The 26734-nt window shown below is 67.9% G+C and carries 25 protein-coding genes; 16 read left to right on the top strand and 9 right to left on the bottom strand.

What is annotated here, in order from left to right:
* Positions 1–8: 8 nt before the first annotated feature.
* The 7 genes from glpR to NGM07_RS09090 all read left to right on the top strand — a co-directional run bounded on the left by glpR (position 9) and on the right by NGM07_RS09090 (position 5736).
* Positions 9–773 carry an HTH-type transcriptional regulator GlpR gene (gene glpR, locus NGM07_RS09120; protein WP_253519717.1) on the top strand — a complete coding sequence of 255 codons (765 nt, stop codon included), beginning with the start codon at positions 9–11 and terminating at the stop codon, positions 771–773.
* A complete protein-coding gene (pfkB, locus tag NGM07_RS09115) occupies positions 770–1678 on the top strand; it encodes a 1-phosphofructokinase (RefSeq protein WP_253519716.1) in 909 nt (302 codons plus the stop codon). The genes glpR and pfkB overlap by 4 nt, the downstream gene beginning before the upstream one ends.
* Positions 1679–1753: 75 nt before the next feature.
* Positions 1754–2854: a PTS fructose transporter subunit IIC gene (locus tag NGM07_RS09110; protein ID WP_253519714.1), complete on the top strand. Its 1101-nt coding sequence runs from the start codon at positions 1754–1756 to the stop codon at positions 2852–2854.
* A gap of 5 nt (positions 2855–2859) precedes the next feature.
* Positions 2860–3315, top strand: coding sequence for a PTS sugar transporter subunit IIA (locus NGM07_RS09105; protein WP_253519712.1), 456 nt, complete (start codon positions 2860–2862; stop codon positions 3313–3315).
* A complete protein-coding gene (locus NGM07_RS09100; RefSeq protein WP_253519710.1) occupies positions 3312–3638 on the top strand; it encodes an HPr family phosphocarrier protein in 327 nt (108 codons plus the stop codon). The genes NGM07_RS09105 and NGM07_RS09100 overlap by 4 nt, the downstream gene beginning before the upstream one ends.
* Entirely contained in the window at positions 3635–5272 is a 1638-nt protein-coding gene (locus NGM07_RS09095) for a putative PEP-binding protein (RefSeq protein WP_253519708.1), read from the top strand. The genes NGM07_RS09100 and NGM07_RS09095 overlap by 4 nt, the downstream gene beginning before the upstream one ends.
* Positions 5269–5736, top strand: coding sequence for a PTS fructose transporter subunit IIB (locus NGM07_RS09090; RefSeq protein ID WP_253519706.1), 468 nt, complete (start codon positions 5269–5271; stop codon positions 5734–5736). The genes NGM07_RS09095 and NGM07_RS09090 overlap by 4 nt, the downstream gene beginning before the upstream one ends.
* A gap of 204 nt (positions 5737–5940) precedes the next feature.
* On the opposite strand, the gene NGM07_RS09085 is transcribed toward NGM07_RS09090, so the two are convergent.
* The 5 genes from NGM07_RS09085 to NGM07_RS09065 all read right to left on the bottom strand — a co-directional run bounded on the left by NGM07_RS09085 (position 5941) and on the right by NGM07_RS09065 (position 10807).
* Complete coding sequence (locus tag NGM07_RS09085) at positions 5941–6726, bottom strand: ABC transporter permease (RefSeq protein ID WP_253519703.1); 786 nt, start codon at positions 6724–6726, stop codon at positions 5941–5943.
* Entirely contained in the window at positions 6723–7739 is a 1017-nt protein-coding gene (locus NGM07_RS09080) for an ABC transporter ATP-binding protein (RefSeq protein WP_253519701.1), read from the bottom strand. Before NGM07_RS09080 ends, NGM07_RS09085 begins: the two co-directional genes overlap by 4 nt.
* A gap of 119 nt (positions 7740–7858) precedes the next feature.
* A complete protein-coding gene (locus NGM07_RS09075) occupies positions 7859–8167 on the bottom strand; it encodes a hypothetical protein (RefSeq protein WP_253519698.1) in 309 nt (102 codons plus the stop codon).
* 269 nt (positions 8168–8436) lie between these two features.
* Positions 8437–9252, bottom strand: coding sequence for an IclR family transcriptional regulator (locus NGM07_RS09070; protein ID WP_253519696.1), 816 nt, complete (start codon positions 9250–9252; stop codon positions 8437–8439).
* Positions 9253–9556: 304 nt separating this feature from the next.
* Positions 9557–10807 (bottom strand): M20 family metallo-hydrolase, encoded by a 1251-nt coding sequence (locus NGM07_RS09065; protein WP_253519693.1) that lies wholly within the window; start codon positions 10805–10807, stop codon positions 9557–9559.
* 292 nt (positions 10808–11099) lie between these two features.
* Between NGM07_RS09065 and NGM07_RS09060 the strand changes: the two genes are divergently transcribed.
* The 5 genes from NGM07_RS09060 (at position 11100) to NGM07_RS09040 (ending at position 18089) form a co-directional block, all read left to right on the top strand.
* Positions 11100–12743: an ABC transporter substrate-binding protein gene (locus NGM07_RS09060; RefSeq protein ID WP_253519690.1), complete on the top strand. Its 1644-nt coding sequence runs from the start codon at positions 11100–11102 to the stop codon at positions 12741–12743.
* A 24-nt stretch (positions 12744–12767) separates the two neighbouring features.
* Positions 12768–13727 (top strand): ABC transporter permease, encoded by a 960-nt coding sequence (locus NGM07_RS09055; RefSeq protein ID WP_253519687.1) that lies wholly within the window; start codon positions 12768–12770, stop codon positions 13725–13727.
* On the top strand, positions 13727–14632 hold the full coding sequence (locus tag NGM07_RS09050) for an ABC transporter permease (protein WP_253519684.1): 906 nt from the start codon (positions 13727–13729) through the stop codon (positions 14630–14632). The genes NGM07_RS09055 and NGM07_RS09050 overlap by 1 nt, the downstream gene beginning before the upstream one ends.
* Positions 14633–14636: 4 nt before the next feature.
* On the top strand, positions 14637–16814 hold the full coding sequence (locus NGM07_RS09045; RefSeq protein ID WP_253519682.1) for a dipeptide ABC transporter ATP-binding protein: 2178 nt from the start codon (positions 14637–14639) through the stop codon (positions 16812–16814).
* 258 nt (positions 16815–17072) lie between these two features.
* On the top strand, positions 17073–18089 hold the full coding sequence (locus NGM07_RS09040; protein ID WP_253519679.1) for an alpha/beta fold hydrolase: 1017 nt from the start codon (positions 17073–17075) through the stop codon (positions 18087–18089).
* A 20-nt stretch (positions 18090–18109) separates the two neighbouring features.
* Here NGM07_RS09040 and NGM07_RS09035 read toward each other — a convergent pair whose 3' ends face one another.
* From NGM07_RS09035 to NGM07_RS09020, 4 genes are all read right to left on the bottom strand, one after another.
* Positions 18110–18763, bottom strand: coding sequence for a class I SAM-dependent methyltransferase (locus tag NGM07_RS09035; protein ID WP_253519677.1), 654 nt, complete (start codon positions 18761–18763; stop codon positions 18110–18112).
* A 76-nt stretch (positions 18764–18839) separates the two neighbouring features.
* Positions 18840–19925 carry a saccharopine dehydrogenase family protein gene (locus NGM07_RS09030; protein ID WP_253519675.1) on the bottom strand — a complete coding sequence of 362 codons (1086 nt, stop codon included), beginning with the start codon at positions 19923–19925 and terminating at the stop codon, positions 18840–18842.
* Positions 19926–20428: 503 nt separating this feature from the next.
* The gene (gene nucS / locus NGM07_RS09025; protein WP_253519673.1) at positions 20429–21181 is read right to left on the bottom strand and encodes an endonuclease NucS; all 753 of its coding nucleotides are present in this window, start codon (positions 21179–21181) and stop codon (positions 20429–20431) included.
* Positions 21182–21303: 122 nt separating this feature from the next.
* Positions 21304–21831: a P-loop nucleotide/nucleoside kinase family protein gene (locus tag NGM07_RS09020; protein WP_253519672.1), complete on the bottom strand. Its 528-nt coding sequence runs from the start codon at positions 21829–21831 to the stop codon at positions 21304–21306.
* Positions 21832–22016: 185 nt separating this feature from the next.
* Here NGM07_RS09020 and NGM07_RS09015 point away from each other — a divergent pair, with 185 nt between their 5' ends.
* The 4 genes from NGM07_RS09015 (at position 22017) to NGM07_RS09000 (ending at position 26519) form a co-directional block, all read left to right on the top strand.
* A complete protein-coding gene (locus NGM07_RS09015; RefSeq protein ID WP_253519671.1) occupies positions 22017–23285 on the top strand; it encodes an RNA-guided endonuclease InsQ/TnpB family protein in 1269 nt (422 codons plus the stop codon).
* A gap of 157 nt (positions 23286–23442) precedes the next feature.
* Positions 23443–24378, top strand: a complete 936-nt coding sequence (locus tag NGM07_RS09010; protein WP_253519669.1) for a glycosyltransferase family 2 protein — start codon at positions 23443–23445, stop codon at positions 24376–24378.
* A gap of 27 nt (positions 24379–24405) precedes the next feature.
* Positions 24406–25602: a M20 family metallopeptidase gene (locus tag NGM07_RS09005; RefSeq protein ID WP_253519667.1), complete on the top strand. Its 1197-nt coding sequence runs from the start codon at positions 24406–24408 to the stop codon at positions 25600–25602.
* Positions 25603–25802: 200 nt separating this feature from the next.
* A complete protein-coding gene (locus tag NGM07_RS09000) occupies positions 25803–26519 on the top strand; it encodes a cupredoxin domain-containing protein (RefSeq protein WP_253519665.1) in 717 nt (238 codons plus the stop codon).
* Positions 26520–26734 lie beyond the last annotated feature (215 nt).

The following is a 26734-nucleotide window of genomic DNA, read 5'->3' as shown; positions in this document are numbered from 1 at the left end:
ACTCACGCATGCTCCCAGCCGAACGCAAACGCGAGATCGTCGAGACGGTGACCGAACGGGAGGGCTGTTCGGTCGCCGAACTCGCAGAACTGCTCGACGTCTCGAAGGCGACTATTCGCCGCGACCTCCGCGACCTCGAAGACGAGGGGCTCATCGAGCGTTCCCACGGCGGTGCGCTCCCCGTCCGAACCGTGGCGAGCGAGCAGTCCTACAGCCAGCGCGGCGTGCAGAACCTCGACGCCAAGCGCGCCATCGCCGAGCGCGCCAGCCAGGAGTTCCAGGACGACCAGGTGGTCTTCTTCGATTCCGGGACGACGACGATGGAGGTGGCCAAGCGCGCACCCGGCGACGTTCGGTTCATTGCGGCGACCAACTCCCCGCAACTCGCGCTCGAACTGGCCGACAACGGCCAGGACGTGAAGGTGACCGGCGGGACGCTCCGCCAGCAGACGCGGGCGCTCGTCGGCCCGACCGGCGAGGCGTTCATGGAGCGGACGAACTTCGACCAGGTGTTCCTCGGGACCAACGCCGTCGCCCCGGACGCGGGACTCACGACGCCGAACGAGGACGAAGCGCGGATGAAGCAGTTGATGTGCGAGAAGGCCCAGCGCGTGGTCCTCGTGGCCGACGCCACCAAGTTCGGTCGGAAGAGCTTCGTGCAGTTCGCCGACCTCGAGACGGTCGACCTCCTCATCACCGACGCGGTCGTCGAGGGCGACCTCCGCGAGGCGTTCGAGACGGCGGGTGTGGACGTCGACGAGGTCGGCGAATGATTCTGACGGTCACGCTGAACCCCGCGGTCGACCACACCATCAAACTCGACGGCCCGCTCGAAGCCGACGCGGTGAACCGCGCCGGCATCGACCAGTACGACGCGGGCGGCAAGGGCATCAACGTCTCGAAGTACCTCGACGCCCTCGCCGTCGAGACGGTCACCACCGGACTCGTCGGCGGCCTGTTCGGCGACTTCGTCGAGCGCCAACTCTCCCGGACGAAGATATGCCACGACTTCGTGGAGATGTCCGGTTGCACCCGGCTCAACACGACCATCCTCTCGCCGGACGGAGAGTACAAGATAAACCAGTCGGGCCACCGGGTCAAGCGTCGAAGCGTCCGGGTCATCGTCGAGAAGATACGCGCGTACGACCCGGACACGGTCGTCATCGCCGGGAGTCTGCCCCCCGGCCTCGGGGCCGCGACGGTCGACCGCATCGCGTCGGCGGGCGACTGGGACACGGTCGTCGACCTCCAGGGGACGCTCCTCGACCGGCTCAGGGTGCCCTACGCGCTCTGCAAGCCGAACCGGGCCGAACTGGCGACCGCGACGGGGATGCCGACCGACACCGTCGAGGAGTGCTGTGCGGCCGCCCGCCGACTCGGGTCGGAAGGCTTCGACCGAGTAGTCGCGTCGCTCGGCTCCGACGGCGCGGTGCTGGCCGCGGGGGACGACGTTCTGTACGTTCCCGCGCCCGACGCGGACGTGGTCGACACCGCCGGAGCGGGCGACGCGCTGCTGGCCGGCGTGCTGACGGGGTTCGCGGAGGGTCACTCGCCGCGGGCGACGCTCAGGTACGGCGTGGCGGTCGCCGCCCGCGCGGTCGAGGCGCCGGGGACGACGGTGCCGTCGCTCTCGGACGTCTGCGAGGACGCTCGGCGACTGCCGGTCCAGTCCCACTGAACGGGTAATTTCGGTCAGAAACGAAAACGTTCAGAAAACATTTTTAACGTTCGTTCGTACATGTGGGAGTATACCATGGAGGATGGACTGGCCGACGAACGCGGGGCGCTCGGCCGCGTGCGCGCCGATCTCATGACGGGCGTCACCTACATGATTCCGTTCGTCACCGTGGCCGGCGTCTTCCAGGCGGCGGGGTACACGCTCGGCGCCTCCACGACCATCGGCGGGAACCTCGGCACGCTGCCGTGGTACCTCGTCACCGTCGGTTCTATCGCGCTCAGCGCCATGGTCCCGGTGCTGGGCGGATTCGTCGCGTACGGCGTGGCCGACCGGCCTGGCCTCGCGCCGGGGTTCGTGCTCGCCGCACTCGTCCAGGACGCCCGCCTCGTCCAGACGACAGCGGTCCTGTTCGGAGTGAACACCGGCGACGCCCAGGCGGGCTACCTCGGTGCGCTCATCGTGGGGTTGCTCGCGGGCGTCGCGGTGAACTTCGCGAAGCGCATCGACGTTCCGGCCACCGTCGAACCGCTGTTGCCGGTGCTCGTGTTGCCAGTGACGGTCACCGCCGTCCTCGCGCCGGTCGTCTTGGTCCTCGGGGTTCCGCTCGCGCTGACGACGAACTACGTGGAGTTTCTCCTCCGAGAGGCGTCGCTGCCGGTCATGGTCGCGTTCGGCGGCCTCCTCGGCGCGATGATGGCCGCCGACATGGGTGGGCCCCTCAACAAGGTCGCCTACGTGTTCGCGGTCGGACTTCTGCCGGAACTGCTGTTCAGACCCATGGCCGCGGTGATGGTAGCCGGGATGACGCCGCCGCTCGGCCTCGCGGCCTCCCACGCGCTCTCGCCCGGCCGGTACCCGGACGCCGACCGCGACCAGGCCAAGACCGCGGTGGTCGGCGGCCTCTCGTTCGTGACCGAGGGCGCGCTGGCGTACACGACCGGGGGAACGAGTCGGACGACGCTGGCGTGCGTCCTCGGGAGCGTGGTCGGCGGCGCCGCTTCGATGGGCCTGGGCGTCACCATGCCCGCGCCCCACGGCGGCGTCCTCGTGGTGCCGCTGTCGAACGAACCCGTCGGATTCCTCGGATGCGTCGCGCTCGGCGCGGCCGTCACCGCGACGGTCGCGACGCTCCGAAGACCGAGGGTTGATACCGATGGAACGGCCCCGGGAGAGTGACTGCAATGGGCTCGGAACATCTCCTCACCCCCGACCTCGTCACGCTGGCCGAACCGCCCGCGGAGCGGCGGGCCTGCATCGACTTCCTCCTCGACCTCGCGGTCGACGCCGGCCGCGTTACCGACCGCGACGCGGCGAGGGCCGCGCTGCTCGACCGGGAGTCGTCGGCCCCGACCGGGATGGGGAACGGGGTGGCGATTCCGCACGCGCGGACGGCCGCCGTCGCGCGGCCGACGGTGTCGTTCGCGCGGTCGGACCGCGGCGTCGACTTCGGCGCGCCCGACGGCGACCCCGCGACGCTCCTGTTCTGTCTGCTCGTCCCCGCGGACGGCGACGCCGACCACCTCTCGACGCTGAGTCGCCTCTCGCGGTCGCTCGTGGACCCCAACTTCCGCGCGCGACTCGCCGACGCACGCTCCGAGCGGACGGTCGTGGACGCCGTCCGGGAGGCGATGTCGTGACCGACCGCCGCGACGACCGGCCGGCGACGGACGCCCCCGACGCGACCGACGGCCGCGAGACGGTCGACCGCAGGGTCGTCGTCGAACGGGACGCCGGTCTCCACGCCCGTCCGGCCCGGGACGTCGTCACGACCACCGCCGAGTTCGACGCCGACGTGACCGTCGCGTTCGGCGAGGAGTCGGCCCGGGCCGCCAGCCTCCTCGAACTCACCGCGCTCGGCGCCGCCCGCGGCGACGAGGTGGCGGTGAGCGCGACCGGACCCGACGCCGCGGCGGCCGTCGAGGCGGTCGCCGCCGCGCTGTCGAAGGGGGACGAACCGTGACCGGTCTCCGCGGCGACGGGGTCGGGTCGGGCGTCGCTGTCGGGCCGGCGTTCTGGCTCGGACGGGCCGCCCCGACCGAGGCGGCGACTCCCTCGCCCGACGCCGACCGGTCCCCGGAGGTGGAACGCGAGCGATTCGACCGCGCACGCTCGCGCGCGGTCGAATCGCTCCGCACCGAGCGCGAGTTCGCGTCGGCCACGGTCGGCGACGCCGGCGCGGAGGTGCTGGCCACCCACGAGGTGTTGCTGTCGGACCCCGCGTTCGAAGAACGCGTCGAGGAGGCCCTCGACGCGGGCGCACCGGCCGAACGCGCGGTCCGCCGCGCGTTCGGCGCGTGGATAGACGAGTTCGAGGAGCGCGGGGGACGCACCGCGGCCCGCGCGGACGACCTGCGAGACGTTCGCGAGCGCCTCCTCGCCGAACTCGTCGGCGGGCGGAACCGGTCGGTCGAGGACGCCCCCGACGGCGCGGTGGTGATCGCCGAGCGACTGACGCCCCGGGAGGCGGTTCGACTCGACCCCGAGCGGGTCGCGGGCGCGGCCAGCGTCGCGGGCAGTCCCATCGGCCACGCCGCCATCGTCGCCCGGTCGCGGGGCGTCCCGACCGTGGTCGGGGTGGGCGACGGCCTGGAAGCCGTCGAGACGGCCACCAGGGTCGCGGTGAACGCCACCGAGGGTCGAGTGACGGTCGACCCCGACCCGGACCGTCTCGCCCCCGACCCCCCCGAGGCGGTCCCCGAACCGCCGAAAACGCGCGACGGGGCGACGCTGGCGGTGACGGCGAACGTCGGGTCGGGCCGGGAGGCCGAGACGGCGGACGAACGCGGCGCCGACGGCGTCGGACTGTTCCGGAGCGAGGTGCTCGCGTTCCGACTCGGCCGGATTCCCGACGAGGACGAGCAGGCCGCGGCGTACGCCCGGGCGCTCGCGGCGTTCCCCGACGACCGCGTCGCCGTCCGCACGTTCGACTTCGGCGGCGACAAGCCACTGCTCGAGGGCGACGGTCCCCGCGGCGTCGCGCGGTCGCTCGACACGCCCGAGTTGCTGGCGACGCAACTCCGGGCCGCCTGCCGCGCCGCCGGGCGGGCGGACGGCGAACTCTCGGTGGTGCTCCCGCACGTGACCCGGACGTCACAGGTGACCGCGGTTCGCGACCGCCTGAACGCGGTCGTCGCCGACCTCACCGACGCCGGCGTCCCGCACGCTCGGCCGCGCCTCGCCGCGATGGTCGAGACGCCCGCCGCGGTCGAACTCGCGGCCGACCTTGCGGCCCGCGTCTCGTCGCTCTCGCTCGGCACCAACGACCTCGCCCGGTACGTGCTCGGGGTCGAACGCGACGCCGACGTCTCCCCGACAGAACCGGCCGTCCTCCGGGCCATCGAGCGGGCGGTGACGGCGGCGACCGAAGCGGGGGTGCCCGTTCGGTGCTGCGGGGAGATGGCGGCCGACCCCGAACTGGCGGCGCTGCTGGCGGGGTTCGGCGTGACCGAGATGAGCGTCGCCCCGGACGCCGTCCCGGCGGTGAAGCGGCGACTCGACGGCCTCGACCGCGAGGCGGCCGCCGCGCGCGCGGCGGCCGCCGCCGCGGCGAGTACGAACGATGAAGTGACCGCGCTGCTCACGGAGGGACGATGAACCTCGTCGCAGTGACCGCGTGTCCGACCGGCATCGCCCACAGTCAGATGGGCGCGGAGTCGCTCGAACGCGCCGCGACCGCGGCTGGCCACGACATCGAGGTCGAGGTCCAGGGCGCGATGGGTACGGAGAACGAACTCGCGGCCGCCGACCTCGAACGGGCCGACGCCGCCATCGTCGCCGCCGACGTCCGCGTCGACGAGCGCCGGTTCGCGGACCTCCCGACGGTCGCCGTGCCGGTCCGCGAGGCCGTCTCCGACCCCGAGGCGCTGGTCGAGCGCGCCATCGCGCTGGCCGAAGCGGGCGAGGGCGAAACCGTTCGCCCTCACGACGAGTCGGACGAGACGGTGACCGACGACGCGCCGGATACCGAAGGAGCAAACGACGATGAGACGGACGATGGCGAGGCGGACGGCCCCGCGGAGGTGGGCGTGTTCGGTCGCCTCCGCGGTCTGCTGAAGTGACTCGCTCCCGACATCGCGGCACGCCGGAGCGTCGTCGGTCGTCCTTCCGTTCTCGGTGCAGTGCGAGGTCGAACCGCTCGCCGAACGCCTCGACGTCGACGCACCGTTCTAACTCGAAGCCGTAGTTCTCGTAGAATCGGCTCGCCGTCCCACGCTGGCGTCGAGAATCAGCCGCGCAAATCGGTGCGCCGTCCGAGCGCGCGACTAGTCGGTCAGGCCGTAGCCGCGCTGGAACAGGTAGACGTCGAGCGCCACGATGGCGGCGGTCAGCGCCGACAGCACCGCGAGCGAGATCGTCGGGTCGACCTCCGAGACGCCGAGGAAGCCGTAGCGGACCCCGTTGACCATGTAGACCATCGGGTTCAACAGCGAGAGCTCCTGGTACGGCGAGGGGAGTTCCCGGACCGCGTAGAAGACGCCGCCGAAGAACACCATCGGGCGCACGATGAACTGGTTCATCATCGTCAGGTTGTCCCAGTCGTCGGCCCAGAGGCCGCCGACCACGCCGAAACTCGAGAACAGCAACGTGATGACGAGTGCGAACGCCGCGAGGTAGAACGGCCGGGCGACAGTGACCGCGGTGAAGAACGCGCCGATGACCGCGATGAGACTGCCGACCAACAGTCCCCGGGTCGCGCCCGCGACGATGTAGGCGGCGACCATCCGGGAGTAGGGCATCGGCGAGGTCAGCGTCTCCTCGATGTACTCGTTCCAGCGGCCGTGGAAGATGGAGAACGAGGCGTTCTCGAAGGCGTTCGAGATGGCGCCGAGCACCACGAGGCCGGGCAGGATGAACAGGATGTACGGGATGGGGTCGCCTCCGAGGCTGACGGCGCCGACCCGGTCGCCGAGGATGACCCCGAACACCGAGAAGTACAGCACGTTCGTGACGAACGGCGGGACGAAGGTGTTGCGCGGCCGCCGGATGAACCGCAGAATCTCGCGCTTGGTCAGGGTCTTGAAGCCGGTCCAGCCCGCGGCGACGTTCATCTCGCACCTCCGTCGGTGGCGACCGCTTCGGTCCCGTCCTCGGCTTCGCCCTCGCGCTCCTCGCCGCCCTCGTCGGCCCGCGTCATCTCGACGAACACCTCTTCGAGCGAGGTCCGCGAGATGTCGAGGTCGACGATTTCGTAGCCCTCGCGGTCGAGTTCGCGCACGAGGTTCGGCGCGACCAGTCCGCCCTTGGTCGCGGTGACCACCAGGTGGTCGCCTTCCATCTCGACGCTCTCGACCCGGGCGTCCTCCGCGCCGGACGCGAGCGCGCCGCGCGAGAGCGACGGCGCGCTCGCGGGCGGGTCGCGAAGCGTGACGCGAATCTTGTCCGGGCCGCGGTCCATCAGTTCCTCGGGCGTGGCGACGGTGACGACGCTGCCCGAGTCGAGGATGGCCACCTCGTCGCAGAGGCGCTCGGCCTCCTCGATGTAGTGGGTCGTGAGCAGGATGGTGGTTCCCGACTCGTTGAGTTCGGTGATGAGCTCCCAGAGCTCGTGCCGGAGTTGGACGTCGACGCCCGCCGTCGGCTCGTCCAGGATAAGCAGGTCGGGGTCGGTGATGAGCGCGCGCGCGAGCACGAATCGCCGTTTCATCCCGCCCGACAGCCAGTCGAAACGGGTGTCTCTCTTGTCGTATATGCCGACGCGCCTGAGCACTTCGTCGGCGCGCTCGCCGGCCTCGTCCGCGGGAATTCCGTGATAGCCCGCCTTGTGCTGGAGGACCTCCCGGATGGGGAAGAACCGGTCGACGTTGAACTCCTGGGGCGCGAGGCCGATGGCGTCCCGGGCCTGCCGGTAGTCGTCTTCGACGTCGTGGCCGAACACCGCCGCGCGGCCGCCGGACCGCCGGACGAGGCCGACCAGGATGTTGATGAACGTGGTCTTGCCCGCGCCGTTGGGGCCGAGCAGACCGAAGAAGCTCCCCTCCGGCACCGTGAGGTCGACGCCGTCGAGCGCCTGCACGTTCTCGTAGCGCTTGCGCAAGTCCTCGACTTCGATGGCGGCAGTCATTGGCGGGCGTAGGAGCGTCGGGGCGTTAAGGGCGTTGGTGCGTCGTTCGCACAAAACCGGCAACCACTGCCGGGTCGGGGCCTCTCGCGCCTCCTTCGCTGTCGCTCCGATTCCGGCCGCTACTGCGGCGCGCTGACGACGAGGAACGCGAAAGCGACCGTCGCGACGGTCGCGAGAGCGAGGACCGCGCGAGACGCTGGGTCGGTACCGCCGCCGTACTCCTCGGGTCTGAACAGCGAGAGGAAGCCCGCGAGAACGCCGAACAGTCCGAGACACGCGCCGGCGGCAGTCGCCGCGACCACTCCGTCGGCGAGCATCGACGCGACGTTGTCGAGGACGAAGACGCCGCCCTGCAGGAAGAAGAGGTACGCGAACACGTGGGCTCGGCGTATCCGCGAAACCGGCGGTTCCGACGCGGCGGTGGGCATCTGTGCTACGTTCTCCGCCGGGGCGCTTGAACGTTCGCGTTCCTGACACGGCCGTCGGCGGCGACCGAGAGTCGCGGGTCGCCGCGGGCGTCTCGTCGTCGCTTGTCACCGTCTCCCCGTTCGCTCGACCGGTGTTGCTCGATATTGCGCCTGGAGAGTAATACTGCTCCCCGCCCAGTCTCTCACTCTCTCCTCGACTGTCGTCGCTCGTCGTCCGTCGGTCCGAAGTCGTCGTCGCTCTAAAGGGGGAGAATCGAGGGAACCGACCGTCAGGCGAAGTCCGGCAGGTCGTCGTCGGTTTCGGCCATGTTGATGTTGACCTCGATGACGTTGGCGGCGTTGGTCACCGTCTCGACGATGGTGTCGTGGTAGTCGGGGTCGTTCATCCGGCGGAGCGGGCCGGAGACGCTGAGCGCCCCGAGCACCGACCCCTCGCGGTCGCGGATGGGCGCGCCGATGGCCTGTAGCCCCTCTATCTCCTCTTCGTCGTTGTACGCGTAGCCGCGCTCGCGAATCCGTTCGAGTTCGTCGAACAGTTCCTCGCGGTCGGTGATGGTGTTCTCGGTCTTCCGGGCGAGTCCGTAGCGGTCGAGTATCTCCTCGACGCGCTCGCGCGGGAGGTACGCCAGCATCGACTTGCCGGTCGCCGAGAAGTGGAGGTAGTCGGGCTTCTGGAGTTTGCTGGTCTGGTAGTCGCTGCCAACCGCCTTCTCGCCTTTCACCTTGTAGAGGTTGACGCTGAGGCCGTGCTGGATGGTCGCGAGGTGGGCGTACTCGCCCGTCTCCTCGGCGAGGCGCTCGATTTCGCCCTTACCGGTGTCGTAGAGGACGTTCTGGTTGCGGACGTACTCCCCGAGCATCAGGAACTGGAGCGACAGCGAGTAGTCGTTGCCCTCCTTGACCACGAGTCGCTGGTCTTCGAGCGTCATGAGGTAGTTGTACGCCGCGCTCTTCGAGACGTCGAGGTGGTCGGCCACCTCGGTGACGGTGGCCCCGTCGAGTTCTTCGAGCGCGCGGACGACCTGGAGCGCGCGCGAGACGGTCTTCAAGATGCGCGGCGACTCCCCCGAGTGCTCCTCGGACATACCCGTCCGTATCCACCGAAGGTTCATAGGTGTTCGCGTATCGTGAACCCGAGAAGTTCGGCCGTCGCCCCCGAACGACGGCGATACTTGCCCGAAAGCGGTCCACCCGTTGGACGTCGAATCGAAGCCTCGACCGACAAAATCGGAGAACCGGGACGCACTGAGGCCTGCGAGGTGGTTTCGGTGACTTCGTTCTCGAAGAATCGACCGCGTTCGCATTTCGTGAAACCCGTTCTCGGAGCGCGTCGGGTCGCCGCGGCCGCGGCGACTCGACGCGCCCAACCTACGGAGAGAAATTCCCGCCCTATTCCGCGGCCAACCGCGCTATCGCGCCGGCGAGCACCCGCGTGGCGGCCGCGCAATCCTCCCAGTCGGTCCACTCGCGCGGGTTGTGCGAGATGCCGTCCTCGGAGGGGGCGAATAGGAGCGCCGCGTCGGTGACGTTCGCCACGTGCATCGTGTCGTGGGCCGCCCCGGAGTGGAGGTCAAGCGTCCCGATGCCGGCACTCGCGCCCGCCTCGTGAAGCGCCTCGCGGCACCGCTCGCTCATCGGGACGGGTTCGCGGTCCCACGGTCGTTCGAGGGTCGTCTCGACGCCGCGCTCGGCTTCGAGTCGGTCGAGGCTGGCGCGGGCCCGCTCGGCGATCCGGTCGACCGACCCGTGACGCACGTCCCGCACGTCGACGGTCAACTCCACCGCGTCGGCGATGACGTTGGGCGCGTTCGGTCGGACGTCCAACTTTCCGACCGTGGCGACCGCGGTGTCGCTCTCGTCGGCGACCACCTCGTCGGCGGCCGACTCGACGTCGAGGACGAACTCGGAGGCGGCCGCGAGCGCGTCGGTGCGCTCGTCCATCGCGGTCGACCCGGCGTGGTTGGCCTCGCCGCGAATCTCGACGCGACACCGTGAGAGGCCGGTGATGGTGGTCACGACGCCCGCCGGGACCCCCGCCCGTTCGAGTCGCTCGGCCTGCTCGACGTGGAGTTCGAACCAGGCGCGCCAGTCGGCGGCGTCGATGCGACCCTCGCCCCGGGCGTCGATGCCGTCGAGCGCGGTTTCGAGCGAGACGCCGTCGTCGTCCTCGAACGCCAGGGCCTCCTCGACGCCCACGTCGCCCGACGCGACGCTCGACCCGACGAGGCCGCCGGCGAACCGCTGGCCCTCCTCCTCGGTGAACGAGACGACCTCGACCGGCCGAGCGGGCGCGAAGTCGGCGTCCTGCATCGCCCGGACCGCTTCGAGGGCGGCGTAGACGCCCAGCGGACCGTCGAAGATGCCGCCCTCCGGCACCGAGTCGAGGTGGCTCCCGGCGGCGACCGGGGCGGCGTCGGGGTCGGCGCTCTCGGGCGTCCACCGCCCCGCGACGTTGCCCACCGCGTCGACCCGAACGTCGAGGCCGGCATCTCGGAGTCGCTCCATCAGGTACTCGCGGGCCTCGCGGTCGGCCGCCGTCCCGGTCAGCACCGTCCGACCCCGGCCCTCCTCGACCGCGACGGCCCCGAACTCGGCGTTGGCTTCGAGGTCGTCGCGGAGTCGCGTTTGCTGTACGTCCATGTTCGATACGCCTCGTTTCACGGAACGGTACTTGATTGTTACTCACTAACGGGATTTTCATTCTCGACGAGCGCCGGAGACGGCCGAATTCGTCGGTTTCGGTTCTCCGATTTCTCTTATTTATATACTGTGGCCTTTCTTACAGCCGGGGACCGGTGGTTCCCTCTCGATTCGCCGTTCTCATTTCGACAAATGTAGGTCCAAGTTAGGGTTTCGGTCACACAAGTAGGATTAACTGGCGAATAAGTTCATCTCCAGAAGTTTTATGACCTGGAAACCTGAACCAGTGACTATGCCAAAAGATAGCAAGAGAAGCGACGGGAGCGACTCCGGCACCGGGTTGCCGCTCAACAGGCGGCAGTTCGTCGGCGCGGTCGGGACGTCGGTGCCGCTCGCGCTCGCGGGGTGTACGAGTAGCGGCGACGGGAACGGCGGAGGCGGCGGAAGCGGCGGCCAGGGGACCACCCAGGGCGGAAGCGGCGGGTCGGCCAAGTCCGGCGGCACCCTCAAGTGGGGCGGCGCCGTCCCCGTGCAGGGACTCGACCCGCACCTCGACAGTTCGGCCGCGTCCAAGCGCGTGCTCGAGAACATCTACGAGGAACTGGTCCAGCTCCAGCCCGACTACTCGCTGAAACCCCATCTCGCGAAGACGCTGGAGAAGAAGGAGAACGACACGCTGCTCTCGATGAAGCTCCGGGAGGGCGTGAAGTTCCACGACGGCACCGAGATGACCTCCGAGGACGTGATGGCGAGCTACAAGCGGGTCGAGAACGGCGACTACCTCGCCACCGGCTTCTTCAAGTTCGTCGAGAGCCTGAACGCGCCCGACAAGCACACCTTCGAGGTCAAACTCAAGAAGCCGTTCGCGCCGTTCATCGCGAAGATGGCGACCGCGGAACTCGCCATCATGCCGAAGAAGAAAGCCCAGAAGAAGGAGGTCGGCAAGCCGGTCGGCACCGGTCCCTACCAGTTCGAGAGCCGCGAGATCGACACCTCGTTCACCATGACGAAGTTCGACGACTACTGGGACGGGGGCGGCAGCGACGGGCCGTACATCGACAAGATCGTCAAGAGCGAGATCACCGACCCGAGCGTCCGGCTCCAGTCGTTCCAGGCGGGCGAGTACGACTTCATCAACGGCGTCGCGCCCAAGGACGTCCAGACGGTCAAGCAGATGAACAGCGCCCGGTTCGAGAAGCAGTTCCCGAAGTCGCTGGTCTATCTCGGGTTGAACTGCAAGCGCAAACCGTTCGACAACAAGCACGCCCGCCTCGCCCTCGACTTCGCGCTCGACAAGAAGCAGATCGCCGAGGCGGCGCTGTACGGCACCGGCAAGCCCACGGCGACGCCCGCGACGCCCGGCAGTCCGTGGGTCAACCCCGACGTGAAACCCCGGCCGCGGAACAAGCAGAAGGCCAAGGAACACCTGAAGAAGGCGGGCATGCCCGACGGCTACTCCGCGACGTTCAAGATTCCCCAGTCGTACCCGACCCAGGTCCAGGCCGCGAAGGTCATCTCCGACCAGGCCAGCGACGTCGGCATCAACCTGAAAATCCAGAAGATTACCTGGAATAGCTGGCTCTCGAACGTCTACTCGAAGCGGAACTTCCAGGCGACGACGAGTTCGTACCTCGCGCTGTGGTACCCGGACGTCTCGTTCTACAAGTTCCTCCACCCCGAGGGCGCGTTCTTCTTCACCGGGTGGACGAACGAGAAGTACAACAAGCTGGTCGAGGAGGCCCGCCACATGTACGACGAGAAGAAGCGCGCCGAGAAGTACCACAAGGCGACCGAGATCCTCCACCGGGAGCGGGCGGGTCACCTCTTCCTCTGGTGGCAGGCCAACCTCTACGCCGGAGTCAACGCGTACAAGGGGGACATGGGTGCGCCCGACGGTTCGACGCTCCGCTTCCAGAACAACTGGCTCGACCGCTGATAGACGGCGCTCTCTTTCCAACCAATGTCGATGTACAACTACGTGGCTCGGCGGGCGGCGTTCATCGCGGTGACGCTGTTTCTGGTGACGGTCATCGCCTTCGGCGTCACCAACGTCCTCCCCGGGAACGTCGCGCTGGTCATCCTGGGGCCGAACGCCTCCGCCGAGTCGATTCAGGCGCTGAAAGCACAGATGGGTCTCAACCAACCGCTGTACCTCCAGTACGTCGACTGGGTGGTCGGACTGCTCCAGGGCGACATGGGCACGTCGCTCCGCTTCGACGAACCCGTGGCCGCGCTCATCATGGAGAAACTGCCCCGGTCGCTACTGCTGGCGTTCGCCGCGACGTTCGTCGCGGTTTCGCTGTCGATTCCGCTCGGGGTCTACTCGGCGGTCCACCAGAACGAACCCTCGGACGTGGCGTCCTCGCTGTTCGCGTTCGTCGGCATCTCGGTCCCCATCTTCCTGTGGGGGCTGATATTCATCCTGGTGTTCGCCGTCTGGCTGAACCTCTTCCCGACCGGCGGCTACGTCTCGCCGATGGAGTCGCCCATCGGCGCGCTCAAACACCTCGTGTTGCCCGCGGCGTCGATGGGATTCGCGCTGACGGCCTACATCATGCGGATGACCCGGTCGTCGATGCTCGAAGTGCTGAGCGAGGAGTACATCAAACTCGCTCGCGCGAAGGGGATGACCCAGCGGGTCGTCGTCCTGCGCCACGCGCTCCGCAACGCCATCATCCCGGTCATCACGGTCGTGGCGTTCCAGTTCAGCTACGCCTTCGGCGGCGTGGTCGTCCTGGAGGAGGTGTTCTCGTGGCCCGGCATCGGCCAGTTGACGCTGACCGCCATCCAGAGCCGCGACATCCCCCTGATTCAGGGGTGCATCATCGTGGTCGCCATGATATACATGCTCTCGAACTTCGCCGCCGACCTGCTGTACGCCTACTTCGACCCGCGCATCCGCTACGGGGGTGAGGAGTGATGTCCGCCGAACCCGGCAACACGCTCCGGGCCCGCCTCACCATCTCGGACTCCCAGCGCGAGCGCATCTCGACGTTCGTCCGGAAGTTCCGCAACAACACCAAGGCGAAGGTCGGCCTCGCCATCGTCCTCACGCTGGTGGTGGTCGCCATCTTCGCGCCGCTCATCGCGCCCTACTCCATCTCGGAGACGAACATCAGCGAGCGGACCGAGGCGCCGTCGCTCGAACACCCGTTCGGGACCGACGAACTCGGCCGCGACATCTTCAGCCGGGTCGTGATGGGGACTCGCATCTCGCTGGAGGTCGGTCTTCAGGCCATCGGCGCGGCGCTCGCGGCCGGGACGCTCATCGGGGTCATCGCGGGTTACTCCGGCGGCCTCACCGACGAGATACTGATGCGGGTGATGGACGCCGCGATGGCGTTCCCGCCGGTGCTGCTCGCGCTGACGCTGCTGGTCGTCCTCGGCCCCGAACTCCGGAACGTCATCCTGGCGCTGGCGTTCGTCTACACGCCCTACATCGCCAGGGTCGCCCGGAGCGCGGCGCTGACCGAGCGCAACGAGGCGTACGTCGAGGCCGCCGTCGCGCGCGGCGAGTCGAACACCCGCATCGTCTTCAGCGAGGTGCTGCCCAACTGCACGGCGCCGTTGCTCGTCCAGGGGTCGCTCAACATCTCGTTCGCCATCCTGGCCGAGGCCAGCCTCTCGTTCCTCGGCCTGGGCGCACAGCCGCCGACGCCGTCGTGGGGGCTGATGATAGACACCGGCCGGGGCTTCATCGAAACCGCCCCGTGGATGATCGTCTTCCCGGGGCTGGCCATCGGCATCACCGTCATCGGGTTCAACATGCTCGGCGACGGCCTGCGCGACGTCCTCGACCCGAAGGTCGACACGGAGGAACACTGAAACCATGAGTACGCACACGCCACCAGACGACGATGCGACCGCGGTCGCGTCGTCGTCGGCCGAGAACGAACCCCTGCTAGACGTCCGCGACCTTCGCACGGAGTTCCGGACCGGACAGGGGCGCATCGTCGCCAGCGACCGGGTGTCGTTCACGCTCGACCGCGGCGAGACGATGGGTCTCGTCGGCGAGTCGGGGGCCGGAAAGAGCGTCACCGCCCGGTCGATCATGCGACTCATCGACTCGCCCGGCGAGATAACCGGCGGGCGGGTGCTGTTCGACGGCGAGGACCTGCTGGAGTACACCGAGGCTGAGATGCAGGGGGTCCGGGGCAAGGACATCGCGCTCATCCCCCAGGACCCGATGTCGTCGCTCAACCCCGTGCTGACGGTGGGGTCCCAGATAACCGAAACCATCGAGCACCACCAGGGCGTCGGCGAGGACGCCGCCCGCGAGCGCGCCATCGAGGCGATGCGGGAGGTCGGCATTCCGGACGCCGAAACCCGCATCGACGACTACCCCCACGAGTTCTCGGGCGGGATGCGCCAGCGCGTCCTGTTGGCCATCGGCCTGTCCTGCGAACCCGACCTCATCATCGCCGACGAACCGACCACCGCGCTCGACGTGACCACGCAGGCGAAGATACTCGACCTGCTGAACGACCTCCAGGAGGAGATGGGGATGGCGGTGCTGATGATCACCCACAACCTCGGGGTGGTCGCCCAGACGTGCGACCACGTCGGCGTGATGTACGCCGGCAACCTCGTCGAAACCGCCGAACTCGACCAGTTGTTCGCCGAACCCCAGCACCCCTACACCCGGGCGCTCATCGACTCGATTCCCGAGGTCGACGCCGACTACGACGAACTGCCCACCCTCGACGGGGCGATGCCCGACCTGGCCGACCTCCCCGAGGGCTGTAACTTCGCCCCGCGGTGTCCGTACTCCACCGAGGCGTGCACCGAAGGCGGCGACCCGCCGCTCGAACCGGTGGCCGGCACCGACTCGCGGGCGGCCTGCATCCACGCCGAGGAACTCGACCTCTCGGAGAGCGATATCCCCGAAACCGGCGCGGGACGCTCCGACGTCGACCGGTCCGGCGACCCGGTGTTCGAGGTCCGGAACCTGAAGAAGTACTTCAGCGCGGGCGACGGCGTCCTCGGCAACCTCAGCCTCTCGTTCGACGACGGGGTGCCCAGCCTCGAGCGCCGGTACGTCAAGGCGGTCGACGGCGTGAGCTTCGACATCTACCCGGGCGAGACGCTCGGGTTGGTCGGCGAGTCCGGTTGCGGGAAGTCGACGGTCGCCCGGACCGCGCTCCGACTGCTCGAACCCACCGACGGCGAGGTGTACTTCGAGGGCGAACCGGTCCACGAGATGGGGAGTTCGGACGTCCGGAGCCTGCGTCGAGAGATGCAGATGATCTTCCAGGACCCCCAGAGTTCGCTGAATCCGCGCAAGACGGTGGGCCAGATCGTCGGCCGGGCGATGAAGAAGCACGGCATCGCCTCCGGCGAGGAGAAGGACGAACGGGTGCGCGACCTGCTGGAGCGGGTGGGCCTCTCGCGCGACGCGGCAGAGAAGTACCCCCACGAGTTCTCGGGCGGCCAGCAACAGCGGGTCGCCATCGCCCACGCGCTGGCGGTCGAACCGAAGCTCATCGTCTGCGACGAACCCGTCTCGGCGCTCGACGTGTCGGTGCAGGCCCAGATTCTCAACCTGCTCAACGACATCCAGGCCGAGCGGGGCATCTCGTTCCTGTTCATCTCGCACAACATCGGGGTGGTCCGCCACATCTGCGACCGGGTCGCGGTGATGTACCTCGGCACCATCGCGGAGATCGGCACGGTCGAGCAGGTGTTCGGCCCGCCGTATCACCCCTACACCGAGAGCCTGCTGTCGGCGGTGCCCCACGCGGACCCCGAGCGGGAGACCGACCGCATCCTGCTGGAAGGGTCGGTGCCGAGTCCGATAAACCCGCCGTCGGGCTGTCGGTTCCACACGCGCTGTCCGAAGAAGATCGGCGAGGTGTGCGAGCGCGAGGTCCCGGAACTCGAAGAGAAGCGGGCCGGCACCGGCCACGAAATCTCGTGTCACCTCTCGGTCGAGGAGATGAGCGAACGCGACTTCGAGGTCGACGCCGAGGCCGGGTCAGACACCGGGAGAGCGCACTCCGACGACTGAGGCGTCGGCCGTCGCGGTTTCGGCGGCGCCGTCGCCGTTTTTCTCGGTTCCGTCGAACCCCTGTCGTTTCTCTCGGTCCCGTCGGACCCGCCGAACGCGGCGTCCTTTTTCCGCCGCCCTTCCGCCGACCGTTGCGACCGTTTCGCTCCGGCGTTCCGTAGACGGGGAGCGCCGGGCACGCCCGGCGCTCCCCCGGATTGTGGGGGTCGTTCACTTAGGTGCCGTATAACAATACGCATATGAATCGTCTCTGGCGTAATGAGTCAGGCGAGCGAGCGGTCGGACGCACTCACGGACTCGGCCGACCAGGGTGTGCGAACGCTTCCGCCGAGAGCGGGCGAATCCGGACAGGTCGAGAACGACGGTCTGTCCATCTACTACGAAACCGCGGGCGACCCCGACGGCGTCCCGGTCGTCTTCGTCGAGGGGTGGGGCACCGGACGTTGGATGTGGCGGCGCCAACGCCGCGCGCTTCCGGACCGCTTTCGGACGATCTTCCCCGACAACCGCGGGACGGGTCGGTCCGACACGCCGGCCGGCCCGCGGAACCTCCCCGAACTGTTCGCCGAGCGCACCGGCAGGTGGTGGGCGAACTGTCTGTCGCTCTGGTGGCCGCCCGCGGTCGCCCCGTGGATGCAGTGGGCTGTGCCCGTCGACAAGCCGTACACCATCTCGGACATGGCGGGCGACCTGGAGGCCGTCCTGGCCGCTCAGGACGTCCGGGAGGCCCACGTGGTCGGCGCCAGCATGGGCGGCATGATCGCGCTCCGGTACGCCATCGAGTACGACCGGGCGAAGACGCTGTCGCTCCTCGGTTCGACGCCCGGCGGGTCGGCGGCCGCCGACCCGCCGGCCCGCGTCCGCCGGCTGGCGGTTTCCGGGGCCGGTCGGCGGCTGAGCCGGGCGGCGGTGCGCGAACGGACGCGCGTCGCGATGTCGGACGAGTTCGTCGCGTCGCGTCCCGCGCTGGTCGAGCGCATCGTCGACTGGCGAGAGGAGTGCGACGCGACGCCGGCGGGACGGTTCCTCCAGGCGGTCGCGGCGAGCGGGTTCGACGTCGGGCGTCGACTCGACGAGGTCCGGATTCCGGTCCACGTGTTGCACGGGACGGCGGATACGGTCGTCCCGGTCGAGAACGGGCGCATCCTGGCCGACCGGCTACCGAACGCTCGATACACGCCCGTCGACGGGGGCTCGCACTTCGTCTTCTTCGAGGAGTTCGAGACGGTCAACGAGTCGCTGGTCGAGTTCTTCGACGAACACGCCGACGGCTGAGTCTCCCGGCCCGCCGGACGTCACGTCTCGCCGTCGTCGGGCTTCTTCGCGGTCGTACTGATGACCAGGGTCGGGCTCCAACTCGGACCGGTGATGCTGTTCTCGACGCTCGTCCATCCGGCGTCCCGGAAGAGCGCGCTCGCTTCCTCGGGACCGTACCGGAAGAAGAGCGTCTCGTTGATGGCGTCCTGGACGTTCTCCACCGGGTTCCACATCGAGGGCGGCCGACGGTTGAATCCCATCACCAGGATTCGACCGCCCGGGGTCGTGACCCGGCGGGCCTCTCGGAGCACTGCGGCCGGGTCCGACCAGTAGAGAATCGAGCCGACGGACACGACCGCGTCGAAGACGCCGTCGACGTAGGGTAGCCGATGGGCGTCCCCCTGCACGAACTGCGCGCCGCGCAGGTCGCTCTTCTTCGAGGCCGTTTTGAGTTGCGGTCGACTCACGTCGAGTCCGTGGGACGGCGTTTCGCCATCGTCGACGCCTGCGAGCGTCTCTCCCGTTCCGCAACCGATGTCGAGGACGCGGTCATCGGGTTCGAGGGCGAGTCGGTCGAGACCCTCCCGCTGGAGTCGCTCGGGCCAGAACACCGGCGAGACGACCTGGTCGTACGTCGGTGCGACGAGCGAGAACCACCGTCGACCCGACTCGGCGTCGGTGAGGAAACCCATGTTCGACGCTTCGCCGTGTATCAAGATACCACTTTCCTCGACCGTCGTCCGAACCGAAGAGTCGTTCCACCGGATGCTATCGCTGACTCGCGGCCACGGCCGCGTCGGCGCTCACGTCCTCGCGCTCGACGCTCTCGAACTCCAGGACGAAGTCCGGCCCGAACGCCGAGGCGGGTGTCTGGAAGCCCGCGCCGACCTCGCCGTCGAGGACGCGCCGGGCGCACGCGACCGCGGTTTCGGCGGTCAGGCTGTAGGTGTCGGGCGTCTTCAGACGCGCGGCGACCTGATTACCCGCGTCGTCGACGACTTCGCCCCACACCCGCGTCACGCTCTTCGCGCGCTCCTGGGCGCTCGGTCCCGAAACCACCGCGTCGGCCAGTTTCTTCAGTCCCGTCTGGACCGGGCCGAGGCCCAGCACCGCCGACAGCGGCCCGGTCTTCGCCATCACCTTCGCGGCGTACTCGGGCACCGTGGCGTAGGTTTCGATGTTCGGGATGCCGGTGGTGTAGTACGCCGAGGAGACGTCGCCCCAGGGAATCGTCACTGCGGGCTTGGGCCCCTGTCCGAAGTCCAGTTGGTGGGTCTTCCAGGCGGCCGAGACGGTACGAATCCGGCCGTCCTCTCGAACCGCGCCGGGCCGGCCCATCCCCTCGATTATCGACTTGACGGTGCCCGGCGAGTACGTCCCGAGGCCGTCGATGGCCAGCGAGAGTCGGGTCGCGCCTTCCAGTCGCCCGTGGAGGTGGGCCGCCAGGCAGTCGGTCGGCACCACGTCGAACCCGACCCCCGGCAACAGGGTGACGTCCTGGGCTTCGGCCTCCCTGTCGCGCCCGGCGATACCCTCCAACACGTCGATTTCGCCGGCGATGTCGAGGTAGTCCGTCTCGGCGTCGAGGCACGCCGAGTAGAGCGGTCGGGCGGTCTTCGAGAACGGTCCCGCGCAGTTCAACACCGCCGCGAAGTCGCCGACCTCGGCCTCGACGATGTCGGGGTGTTCGAGGCTGAACACCTGGTGGTCGAGGCCGAGGTCGGTCGCCAACCCCTCGACCTTCTCGGCGTCCCGCCCCGCGACGACGGGGCGGAGTCCCTCGTCGAGCGCTCGTTCCGTAATCAGTTCCCCCGTGTAGCCGTACGCCCCGTAGATCAGGAGGTCGTCTGGCATGTGGTACGGGTTCGACGGTCAGCGGGAAAAGCGCGCGGGGCTAGTTGGCGGGGAAACCTACGAACAAGTAACCGGATTGCAAACGCGACCGTGACAGCGACCGCAACCGAAACGCAGACCGCCACTCGCACGACCCAACTGAGTGACCGCACCGCCCGCCGCGCGCGCCATGCCGGTTGTGTGGAGATGCGCGAAAGCCTCGTCCAGGTCGTGGCGCGCGCAGTCGCGGCTTCATGCCGCGACAATTCGCGCGAGGTCTGCACGAGCAAAGCGAGTGCAGGCTCGTCGGAGCTTCGCTCCGACGGTGGATGAGCGAGTGAGCGGAGCGAACGAGCGAATCGGCTGGGGAGGTGTGGCTGCGGTTCCTTAGAGGAGTTGGGAGTAGCTAGCGCTTCTTCCCGTGTACCCCGTCGCTGGTTGTGCTGTTCGATTCGGTTGCCCTGCCGTATTCGATACCTTCGCGTCGAAGCCCGACCGACTGACCGCCACAGAAGAACCAGCGACTAGAAATCGGTCAGCTTCGCTTCCGTGGCACCTTTCGCGTCCGTCGCGAACTCCGAGAGCGCCACGAACTCCAGACCGTTGTCCCGGCAGGCCCGCTTGACGCGCTCGGACGCGGACGGCGCCACGAGCATCCCCCGCACGTCGTCGTTCGTTTCTTCGTACAACGACACGTACCGCTGGAGTTGGTCGAAGTGGTTCAGCGTCGCCTGGATGCGCTTTACCTCCACGACGACCGGCGTCCCCGCCGAGTCGACCGCGTAGAAGTCGATGAAGCCGTACTTGCTCTCGCGCTCGTGTTCGACGATTCGCAGGCCCTCCTCCAGCACCTCCGGGTTGGCCTCGATGTACTCGTGCATCTCGGCCTCGGTGCCCGACTCCTCGTAGGTCGCTCCGTCGGTGGCGTCGAACCGCGTCAGGCCGTACGTCTCTCGGATACGGGCCTCCACGCGTTCGCTCGGGTTCGTACGGCGGGCCAGCAGGACCGCCTCACCTTCGCTGACGCGCGCCGACACGCGGCCGCCGCCGGGCATCCAGTTGACGGGCTTATGGCCGGTGGGCTGGTGGACGAGGAAGGTGCCGTCGGGCTTGGCAACCAGCACGCGGTCGCCTGGCCCGAGGTAGCCGCTGGTGCGGCCCTCGTACTCCACCTCGCAGTGCGCCTCCACCGTCAGCATCGCGCCGTCCCGGGCGGCCGCTTTTGCGGCGTCCACGACCGCCTCGGGTCCGGGCGCGTTGAGTTTCTCGACCACCATTCTCTTTGGCCGGTGCTCAGTTCTGCATCAAAAAGGGCGGGGGTTCGCCCGCGGCAGCCTACCGCCGCGGGCGAACCTTGCCCCTGGACCTCGTCGCGGGCGAACCCCCGCCCTCCCGACCGCTACTCGGGGAAGTGGTCGGCGACCTGCCGCCTGGTTTCGGCGATGCCGCGGGAGTTGTCCACCGTGACGTGGTCGCGCGCGAGCGGTTCGAACTCCTCGCGGAACTGGGCGTGGACCGCGAAGTCGGCGTCGCTCGCGTCGTCCTCGCGGGCGGCGATGCGCTCGCGCACGTCCGACTTATCGCACTCGACCCTGACGAGGCGGAACGCCGCGCCGGTCGCGTCGGCGAGCGTTCGCGCTCGTTCGCGGAGGTCGGCCGCCTTGAACGTCCCGTCGAGCACCGCCGACCGCCCGGATTCGAGCGTCGCCTCGGCCCGCTCGAACACCGCGTCGTACACAATCCGGGACTCCTCGTCGGTGTACTCGGGGTCCGCGAGTATCTCCTTGCGGACCACGTCGGTCCGGAGGAGTCGCCCGCCGACCCGGTCGGCGACGGCCTCCGCGACGGTGGTCTTGCCCACGCCCGGCAGGCCGCAGACCACGACCGCGGTCGGCGTCCGGGCGTCGGCGGTGTCGGTGTCGGTCATCTCGATTGTCGTACTTACGACACTACCGTCTTATAGAAGTTACGAGGCTAACCTCCTGCCCTGAAGGGCGGGGATACAGCCGACAACTCTACCATTAACCACGTTCGACAGCAAAGCCGGATACTCCAAACCGAGTGTTAAAATTTAACGCACACCACACCATAGGTGATTATGGACACAGTCCGATGCTGAAGACAACCCGCACCTATCGAGCGAAAATTGTTAACCACCAACAGGTGAGCGACGAACTTGATGAGTGCGGGTTTTCGGCGTCGAAACTGTGGAATGTCGCCCGCTACCATGCCCAACAAGAATGGGACGACACCGGCGAGATTCCGTCCGAAGCCGACCTCAAGCGTGAATTAAAAAACCACGAACGCTACAATGACCTGCATTCTCAGTCAAGTCAGCGAGTTCTTGAAGAACTCGCTGAGGCGTTCACTAGCTGGTTCAAAAAGCGCAACAACGGCGACACCGACGCGAACCCACCTGGCTACCGCAAGCGAGGCGACAACCACCCGCGCTCCACCGTGACGTGGAAACAGAACGGTATCAAACACGATCCCAAGCACAACCGAATCCGCCTGAGCAAAGGATTCAACCTCAAACAGCATCGTTCGGACTTCATCCTCGCAGAGTACAAGATGCGACCGGATGTTAACGTGGAGAATATCCCGCAAGTCAGAGCCGTCTGGAACGGCGACCATTGGGAACTCCACCTGGTATGTAACGTTGAAATCCCTTCCGAGGACACTTCCGGCGATAAGACAGCAGGTATCGACCTCGGTATCAAGAACTACCTTGCCATCGCCTACGACGATGGTGATACCGAGTTGTATCCGGGGAACACTCTAAAACAGGATAAACACTACTTCACCCGCGACGAGTACGATACCGAAGGCAAATACGGCCCGTCTCGTCGTGCCCTTCGCGTGCGACAAAAGCTATCTCGGCGGAAAGACCACTTTTTGCACGCCCTTGCCAGACACATCGTGGAGCAGTGCATTGACCGTGAAGTCGGTCGCATCGCTATTGGTGACTTGAGCAAGATTCGAGAGGACGAGAACGGTGACTCTCGGAACTGGGGTCGGAGGGGGAACAAAAAACTCCACGGGTGGGAGTTCGACCGCTTCACGAACCTGCTCGAATACAAGGCCGAGGAACACGGCATTCTCGTTGACCGTAAGAGCGAGCGAGATACGAGTAAGACGTGTTCGTGCTGTGGTCGGAAGTGTGACGCGAATCGTGTGGAGCGTGGGTTGTACGTCTGTGAGTCATGCGGTGCGACAATGAACGCGGACGTGAACGGTGCGGTGAATATTCGCAAAAAGATAACTCAGAATCCTCCGACGGAGGATATGAGTAACGGTCGTTTGGCACGGCCAGTAGCCTACCTGTTCAACCAAACCTCGGGGCGTTTCGCACCGAGCGAACTGGCGGGTTGCAAACCGTAATATCTCAACCCTCAGAAATCCTCACCCTTCGGGGCGGGGAGGATGTCAACAAGATGTGGAAACGCAAAATGAGGTCGTCGATGTTCTAAGACGCCGAAGTCCGTGGTGGCTGCCAGCGCGACTTTCCCCACTCACGGCGTACGCCCACCGCCCACCAATGCTCTCGAACTCCGACTCCGACTCCGACTCCGGCGGACTGGTGTCGGTCGTCGTGCCGACCCACTACCGGAACGACCGACTCCGCAGGGCGCTCGAAAGCGTCTACGCCCAGGAGTACGAACCGATAGAGGTCCTCGTCGTGGACGGTTCCGACGACGGGCACGCCCGGCCGGTGGTCGAGGCGTTCGGCGCGACCTACGTCGACCAGCGCCGCGACGAGGGACCCCAGGCCGCCCGAAGCATCGGCGCGCGCCGATGCTCCGGGCGGTACGTCCAGTTCCTCGACGACGACGACCGACTTGAACCGGCGAAACTGCGAACGCAGGTGGCGAAACTCGAAGCCGACGACAACGTCGGGGTCGTCTACTGCGGGATGGTCGACGAGGCCCGCGGGGAGTTCCGCCCGAATCCGGCCGTCCGCGGCGACGTCATCGAGAGGGCCCTGGAGATGCGGACGTTCCCCTGCATCAACTCGACGATGCTAATCGACCGCGAAGCACTGGACCGAGTGCTCCCGCTTCGGCACCGCCACGGGGCCGACGACACCGGGATGAAGGTCGACCTCGCGCTCCAGACTGAGTTCGACTACGTCGACGAACCGCTGGTGGTCCGGGGCCGGACCGGTGAGTCGCTGTCGGACTCCTGGGGCTACCTCGACGGCCGGATGGAGATACTGGAGACGTACGCCCAGTTGTACGAGGCGTACCCCGACCAGGTCCGGGACCGGGCGCTCCGGGAGACGTACTACCAGATCGGCAGGAAGCACCTCCACGAGCGGTGGTGGTCGCCCCGCGCGACGCTGGCCCACGCCCGGGCGGCCTACCACACGCCCGACGACCTGGCGTACCACGCCGCGATGTGTCTGGGATCGGCGTTCGGCCGGCCGGGCGCGGCGGCGGTCGACCGACTGTTCGGTCGGACCGAGGGGAACTAACACGGCCGGCGTCCAACGCCCGTCACGATGACGACCCGACGCGACGAACTCGCCGACCTCGCGGCCGACCTCGTTCGAATCCCCACCGAGAACCCGCCCGGCGACGAACGGCCGGGCGCGGAGTTCGTCGTGGAGTGGTTCGACGGCGAGGGCGTCGACGCCCGACTGGTCGAGACGCCCGGTTCCGACCGGCCCAGCGCGGTCGCCGTCGTCGGCGACCGCGCCGACGAGGAGCGCGCTTCGGGAGACTCCGGAGGCCCGACGCTCGTGCTGAACGGCCACCTCGACGTGGTGCCCGCCGGCGACCCCGACCAGTGGACCCACGACCCCTACGAGGGCGCTATCGAGGACGGAACGCTGTACGGCCGGGGGAGCGCCGACATGAAGACCGGCCTCGCGCTCGCCATGCTGACCGCCCGCGACCTCGCGCCCGAAATCGAGTCGGGCGACCTGGAAGGGTCGCTGGTCGTCCACGCCGCGATGGGCGAGGAGACCGGCGACCCCGGCACCCGGACGCTCGTCGAGGCGGGGTACGGCGGCGATATGGCGGTCGTCCTGGAACCCACCGACTTCCGGGTGGCGACCCGGGCGAAGGGCGTCGCCACCTACCGGGTCGGCGTCGCGGGCGACGCCTCCCACGCCAGCCACCCCGACCAGGGGACGAACGCGATAGACGAGGCCCGGCCGGTCCTCGACGCGATAGACGACTACGACGTCCGACTCCGCGAACGCGAGGACGACCTCTGCGGCCGGGCCTACGCGACCGTCACGGAGTTCGAGGCGGGTACCAACTCGAACATGGCGGTGCTCCCCGAACGCGCGGAGTTCCTGCTCGACCGGCGCATCCTCCCCGACGAGGAGTACAAGGACGTCGAACGCGAACTCGACGACCTCTTCGAGTCGGTCGAGCGCGAGGCGGGCGTCGCCACCGACCGTTCGCTCGTGATGCACTACGCCTCGGCCGCCATCGCCGACGACCACCCGCTAGCCGCGCGGTTCCGGCGTCTCTCCGCCGAGCGCGCCGACGCTCCCGACGAACCGTGGGGGATGGAGGCCGCGACCGACGCCCGGGAGTTCGTCGCCGACGGCACGCCCGCGATAGTGTGGGGACCGGGCAGTCTCTCGCAGGCGCACACGACCGACGAACACGTCGACCTCGACGACGCCGCGCTGGGCCGCGAGATACTGACACAAGGAGTGCGGGAGATTCTGTCGGGGGAGTAGCGCGCTCGGTCGCCGCTGAACAGGACGGTTTCGGTCGAGTCACCCCAACGGATTTAATTCAGTACTGCTACACGTTACGCATGAGACGGCGGTCGACGAGACGTTCCGTTCTCCGGGCCGCCGCCGCGATCGGACTCGGCGGGGTCGCAGGATGCTCGACGTCCCGCTTTCGCCTACCACCACCGAAGCCACGTGTCGAATTGAAACACCGCTCGTTCGACCCCGTCCGCCTCGCCGTCGACCCGGGTGAGACGGTAACGTGGTGGAACAACGAATCCGTTAGACACACCGTCACCGCATACGAAGAACGGATTCCGGACGAGGCGGACTACTTCGCGAGCGGCGGGTTCGACTCCGAAACCGCCTCGCGGGGCGAGGAGCTGCGGGCGGGGCTTCTCGAATCGGGCGACCGGTTCGAACACGGGTTCACTACGCCGGGACACTACCACTATTGCTGTCTTCCACACGAGGACTTGGACACCATGGCTGGAACCATCGTCGTCCGGACGGAGTCCGGCGAGATTCCGTCGCCACCGGAGGTGGTCCAGCCCGATACGGACCACGTCGTCAGGATGGGCGTGCACGAGTACTATCCGGAGTCGCTGCGAATCCGCGCGGGCGACAGCGTCGGTTGGGTGAACGGCACGGGAATCGCCCACTCGGTCACCGGCGAGAGCGGCGGCGACGTTGTACCCGAAGGCCCAAACAGGGAGTTCCCGGAAGACGGGGAGTACTTCGCGAGCGGGGGCTTCGACTCCGCGGAGGCCGCACTGGACGGCTGGAGAAGGGCGCGGGAAGGGGACGTTCTCCCCGACGAACCGTTCGTCCACACCTTCGAGACTCCCGGAGAGTACCCGTACCTGTGTCTCCTGCACGTTCTCTGGATGCGAGGAACGGTGGGCGTACGTGAACCGTGAGACGACCCGAGACGCGCTGCGCTCGGCGTTGGACATCGATGAGGCGGCACGCGAGATGCTGTCGGGGAAGCGATTCGAGGCGGCGTCGTCGGGACTCGTTCGTCCCGCCGGTCACTTCGATGCGGAACTCGTGGGCGAGCACATCACGCGATTTCTCTCAATCTCCCGAGTCCGGCGCGACTCGACGGTGGTCCGGGCGCACAGAGAAGCGTTAA

Source organism: Halorussus vallis (assembly GCF_024138165.1).
Classification (GTDB): Archaea; Halobacteriota; Halobacteria; order Halobacteriales; family Haladaptataceae; genus Halorussus; species Halorussus vallis.
The sequence above is the reverse complement of the archived record's forward strand: the minus strand, read 5'-3'. Positions and strand labels throughout refer to the sequence as shown.

Bases quoted from the DNA above. Each gene is read 5' to 3' on its own strand.
- glpR (WP_253519717.1), top strand. From the start codon at position 9: ATGCTCCCAGCCGAACGCAAACGCGAGATCGTCGAGACGGTGACCGAA.
- pfkB (WP_253519716.1), top strand. From the start codon at position 770: ATGATTCTGACGGTCACGCTGAACCCCGCGGTCGACCACACCATCAAA.
- NGM07_RS09110 (WP_253519714.1), top strand. From the start codon at position 1,754: ATGGAGGATGGACTGGCCGACGAACGCGGGGCGCTCGGCCGCGTGCGC.
- NGM07_RS09105 (WP_253519712.1), top strand. From the start codon at position 2,860: ATGGGCTCGGAACATCTCCTCACCCCCGACCTCGTCACGCTGGCCGAA.
- NGM07_RS09090 (WP_253519706.1), top strand. From the start codon at position 5,269: ATGAACCTCGTCGCAGTGACCGCGTGTCCGACCGGCATCGCCCACAGT.
- NGM07_RS09085 (WP_253519703.1), bottom strand. From the start codon at position 6,726: ATGAACGTCGCCGCGGGCTGGACCGGCTTCAAGACCCTGACCAAGCGC.
- NGM07_RS09080 (WP_253519701.1), bottom strand. From the start codon at position 7,739: ATGACTGCCGCCATCGAAGTCGAGGACTTGCGCAAGCGCTACGAGAAC.
- NGM07_RS09075 (WP_253519698.1), bottom strand. From the start codon at position 8,167: ATGCCCACCGCCGCGTCGGAACCGCCGGTTTCGCGGATACGCCGAGCC.
- NGM07_RS09070 (WP_253519696.1), bottom strand. From the start codon at position 9,252: ATGTCCGAGGAGCACTCGGGGGAGTCGCCGCGCATCTTGAAGACCGTC.
- NGM07_RS09065 (WP_253519693.1), bottom strand. From the start codon at position 10,807: ATGGACGTACAGCAAACGCGACTCCGCGACGACCTCGAAGCCAACGCC.
- NGM07_RS09060 (WP_253519690.1), top strand. From the start codon at position 11,100: ATGCCAAAAGATAGCAAGAGAAGCGACGGGAGCGACTCCGGCACCGGG.
- NGM07_RS09055 (WP_253519687.1), top strand. From the start codon at position 12,768: ATGTCGATGTACAACTACGTGGCTCGGCGGGCGGCGTTCATCGCGGTG.
- NGM07_RS09050 (WP_253519684.1), top strand. From the start codon at position 13,727: ATGTCCGCCGAACCCGGCAACACGCTCCGGGCCCGCCTCACCATCTCG.
- NGM07_RS09045 (WP_253519682.1), top strand. From the start codon at position 14,637: ATGAGTACGCACACGCCACCAGACGACGATGCGACCGCGGTCGCGTCG.
- NGM07_RS09040 (WP_253519679.1), top strand. From the start codon at position 17,073: ATGAGTCAGGCGAGCGAGCGGTCGGACGCACTCACGGACTCGGCCGAC.
- NGM07_RS09035 (WP_253519677.1), bottom strand. From the start codon at position 18,763: ATGGGTTTCCTCACCGACGCCGAGTCGGGTCGACGGTGGTTCTCGCTC.
- NGM07_RS09030 (WP_253519675.1), bottom strand. From the start codon at position 19,925: ATGCCAGACGACCTCCTGATCTACGGGGCGTACGGCTACACGGGGGAA.
- nucS (WP_253519673.1), bottom strand. From the start codon at position 21,181: ATGGTGGTCGAGAAACTCAACGCGCCCGGACCCGAGGCGGTCGTGGAC.
- NGM07_RS09020 (WP_253519672.1), bottom strand. From the start codon at position 21,831: ATGACCGACACCGACACCGCCGACGCCCGGACGCCGACCGCGGTCGTG.
- NGM07_RS09015 (WP_253519671.1), top strand. From the start codon at position 22,017: ATGCTGAAGACAACCCGCACCTATCGAGCGAAAATTGTTAACCACCAA.
- NGM07_RS09010 (WP_253519669.1), top strand. From the start codon at position 23,443: ATGCTCTCGAACTCCGACTCCGACTCCGACTCCGGCGGACTGGTGTCG.
- NGM07_RS09005 (WP_253519667.1), top strand. From the start codon at position 24,406: ATGACGACCCGACGCGACGAACTCGCCGACCTCGCGGCCGACCTCGTT.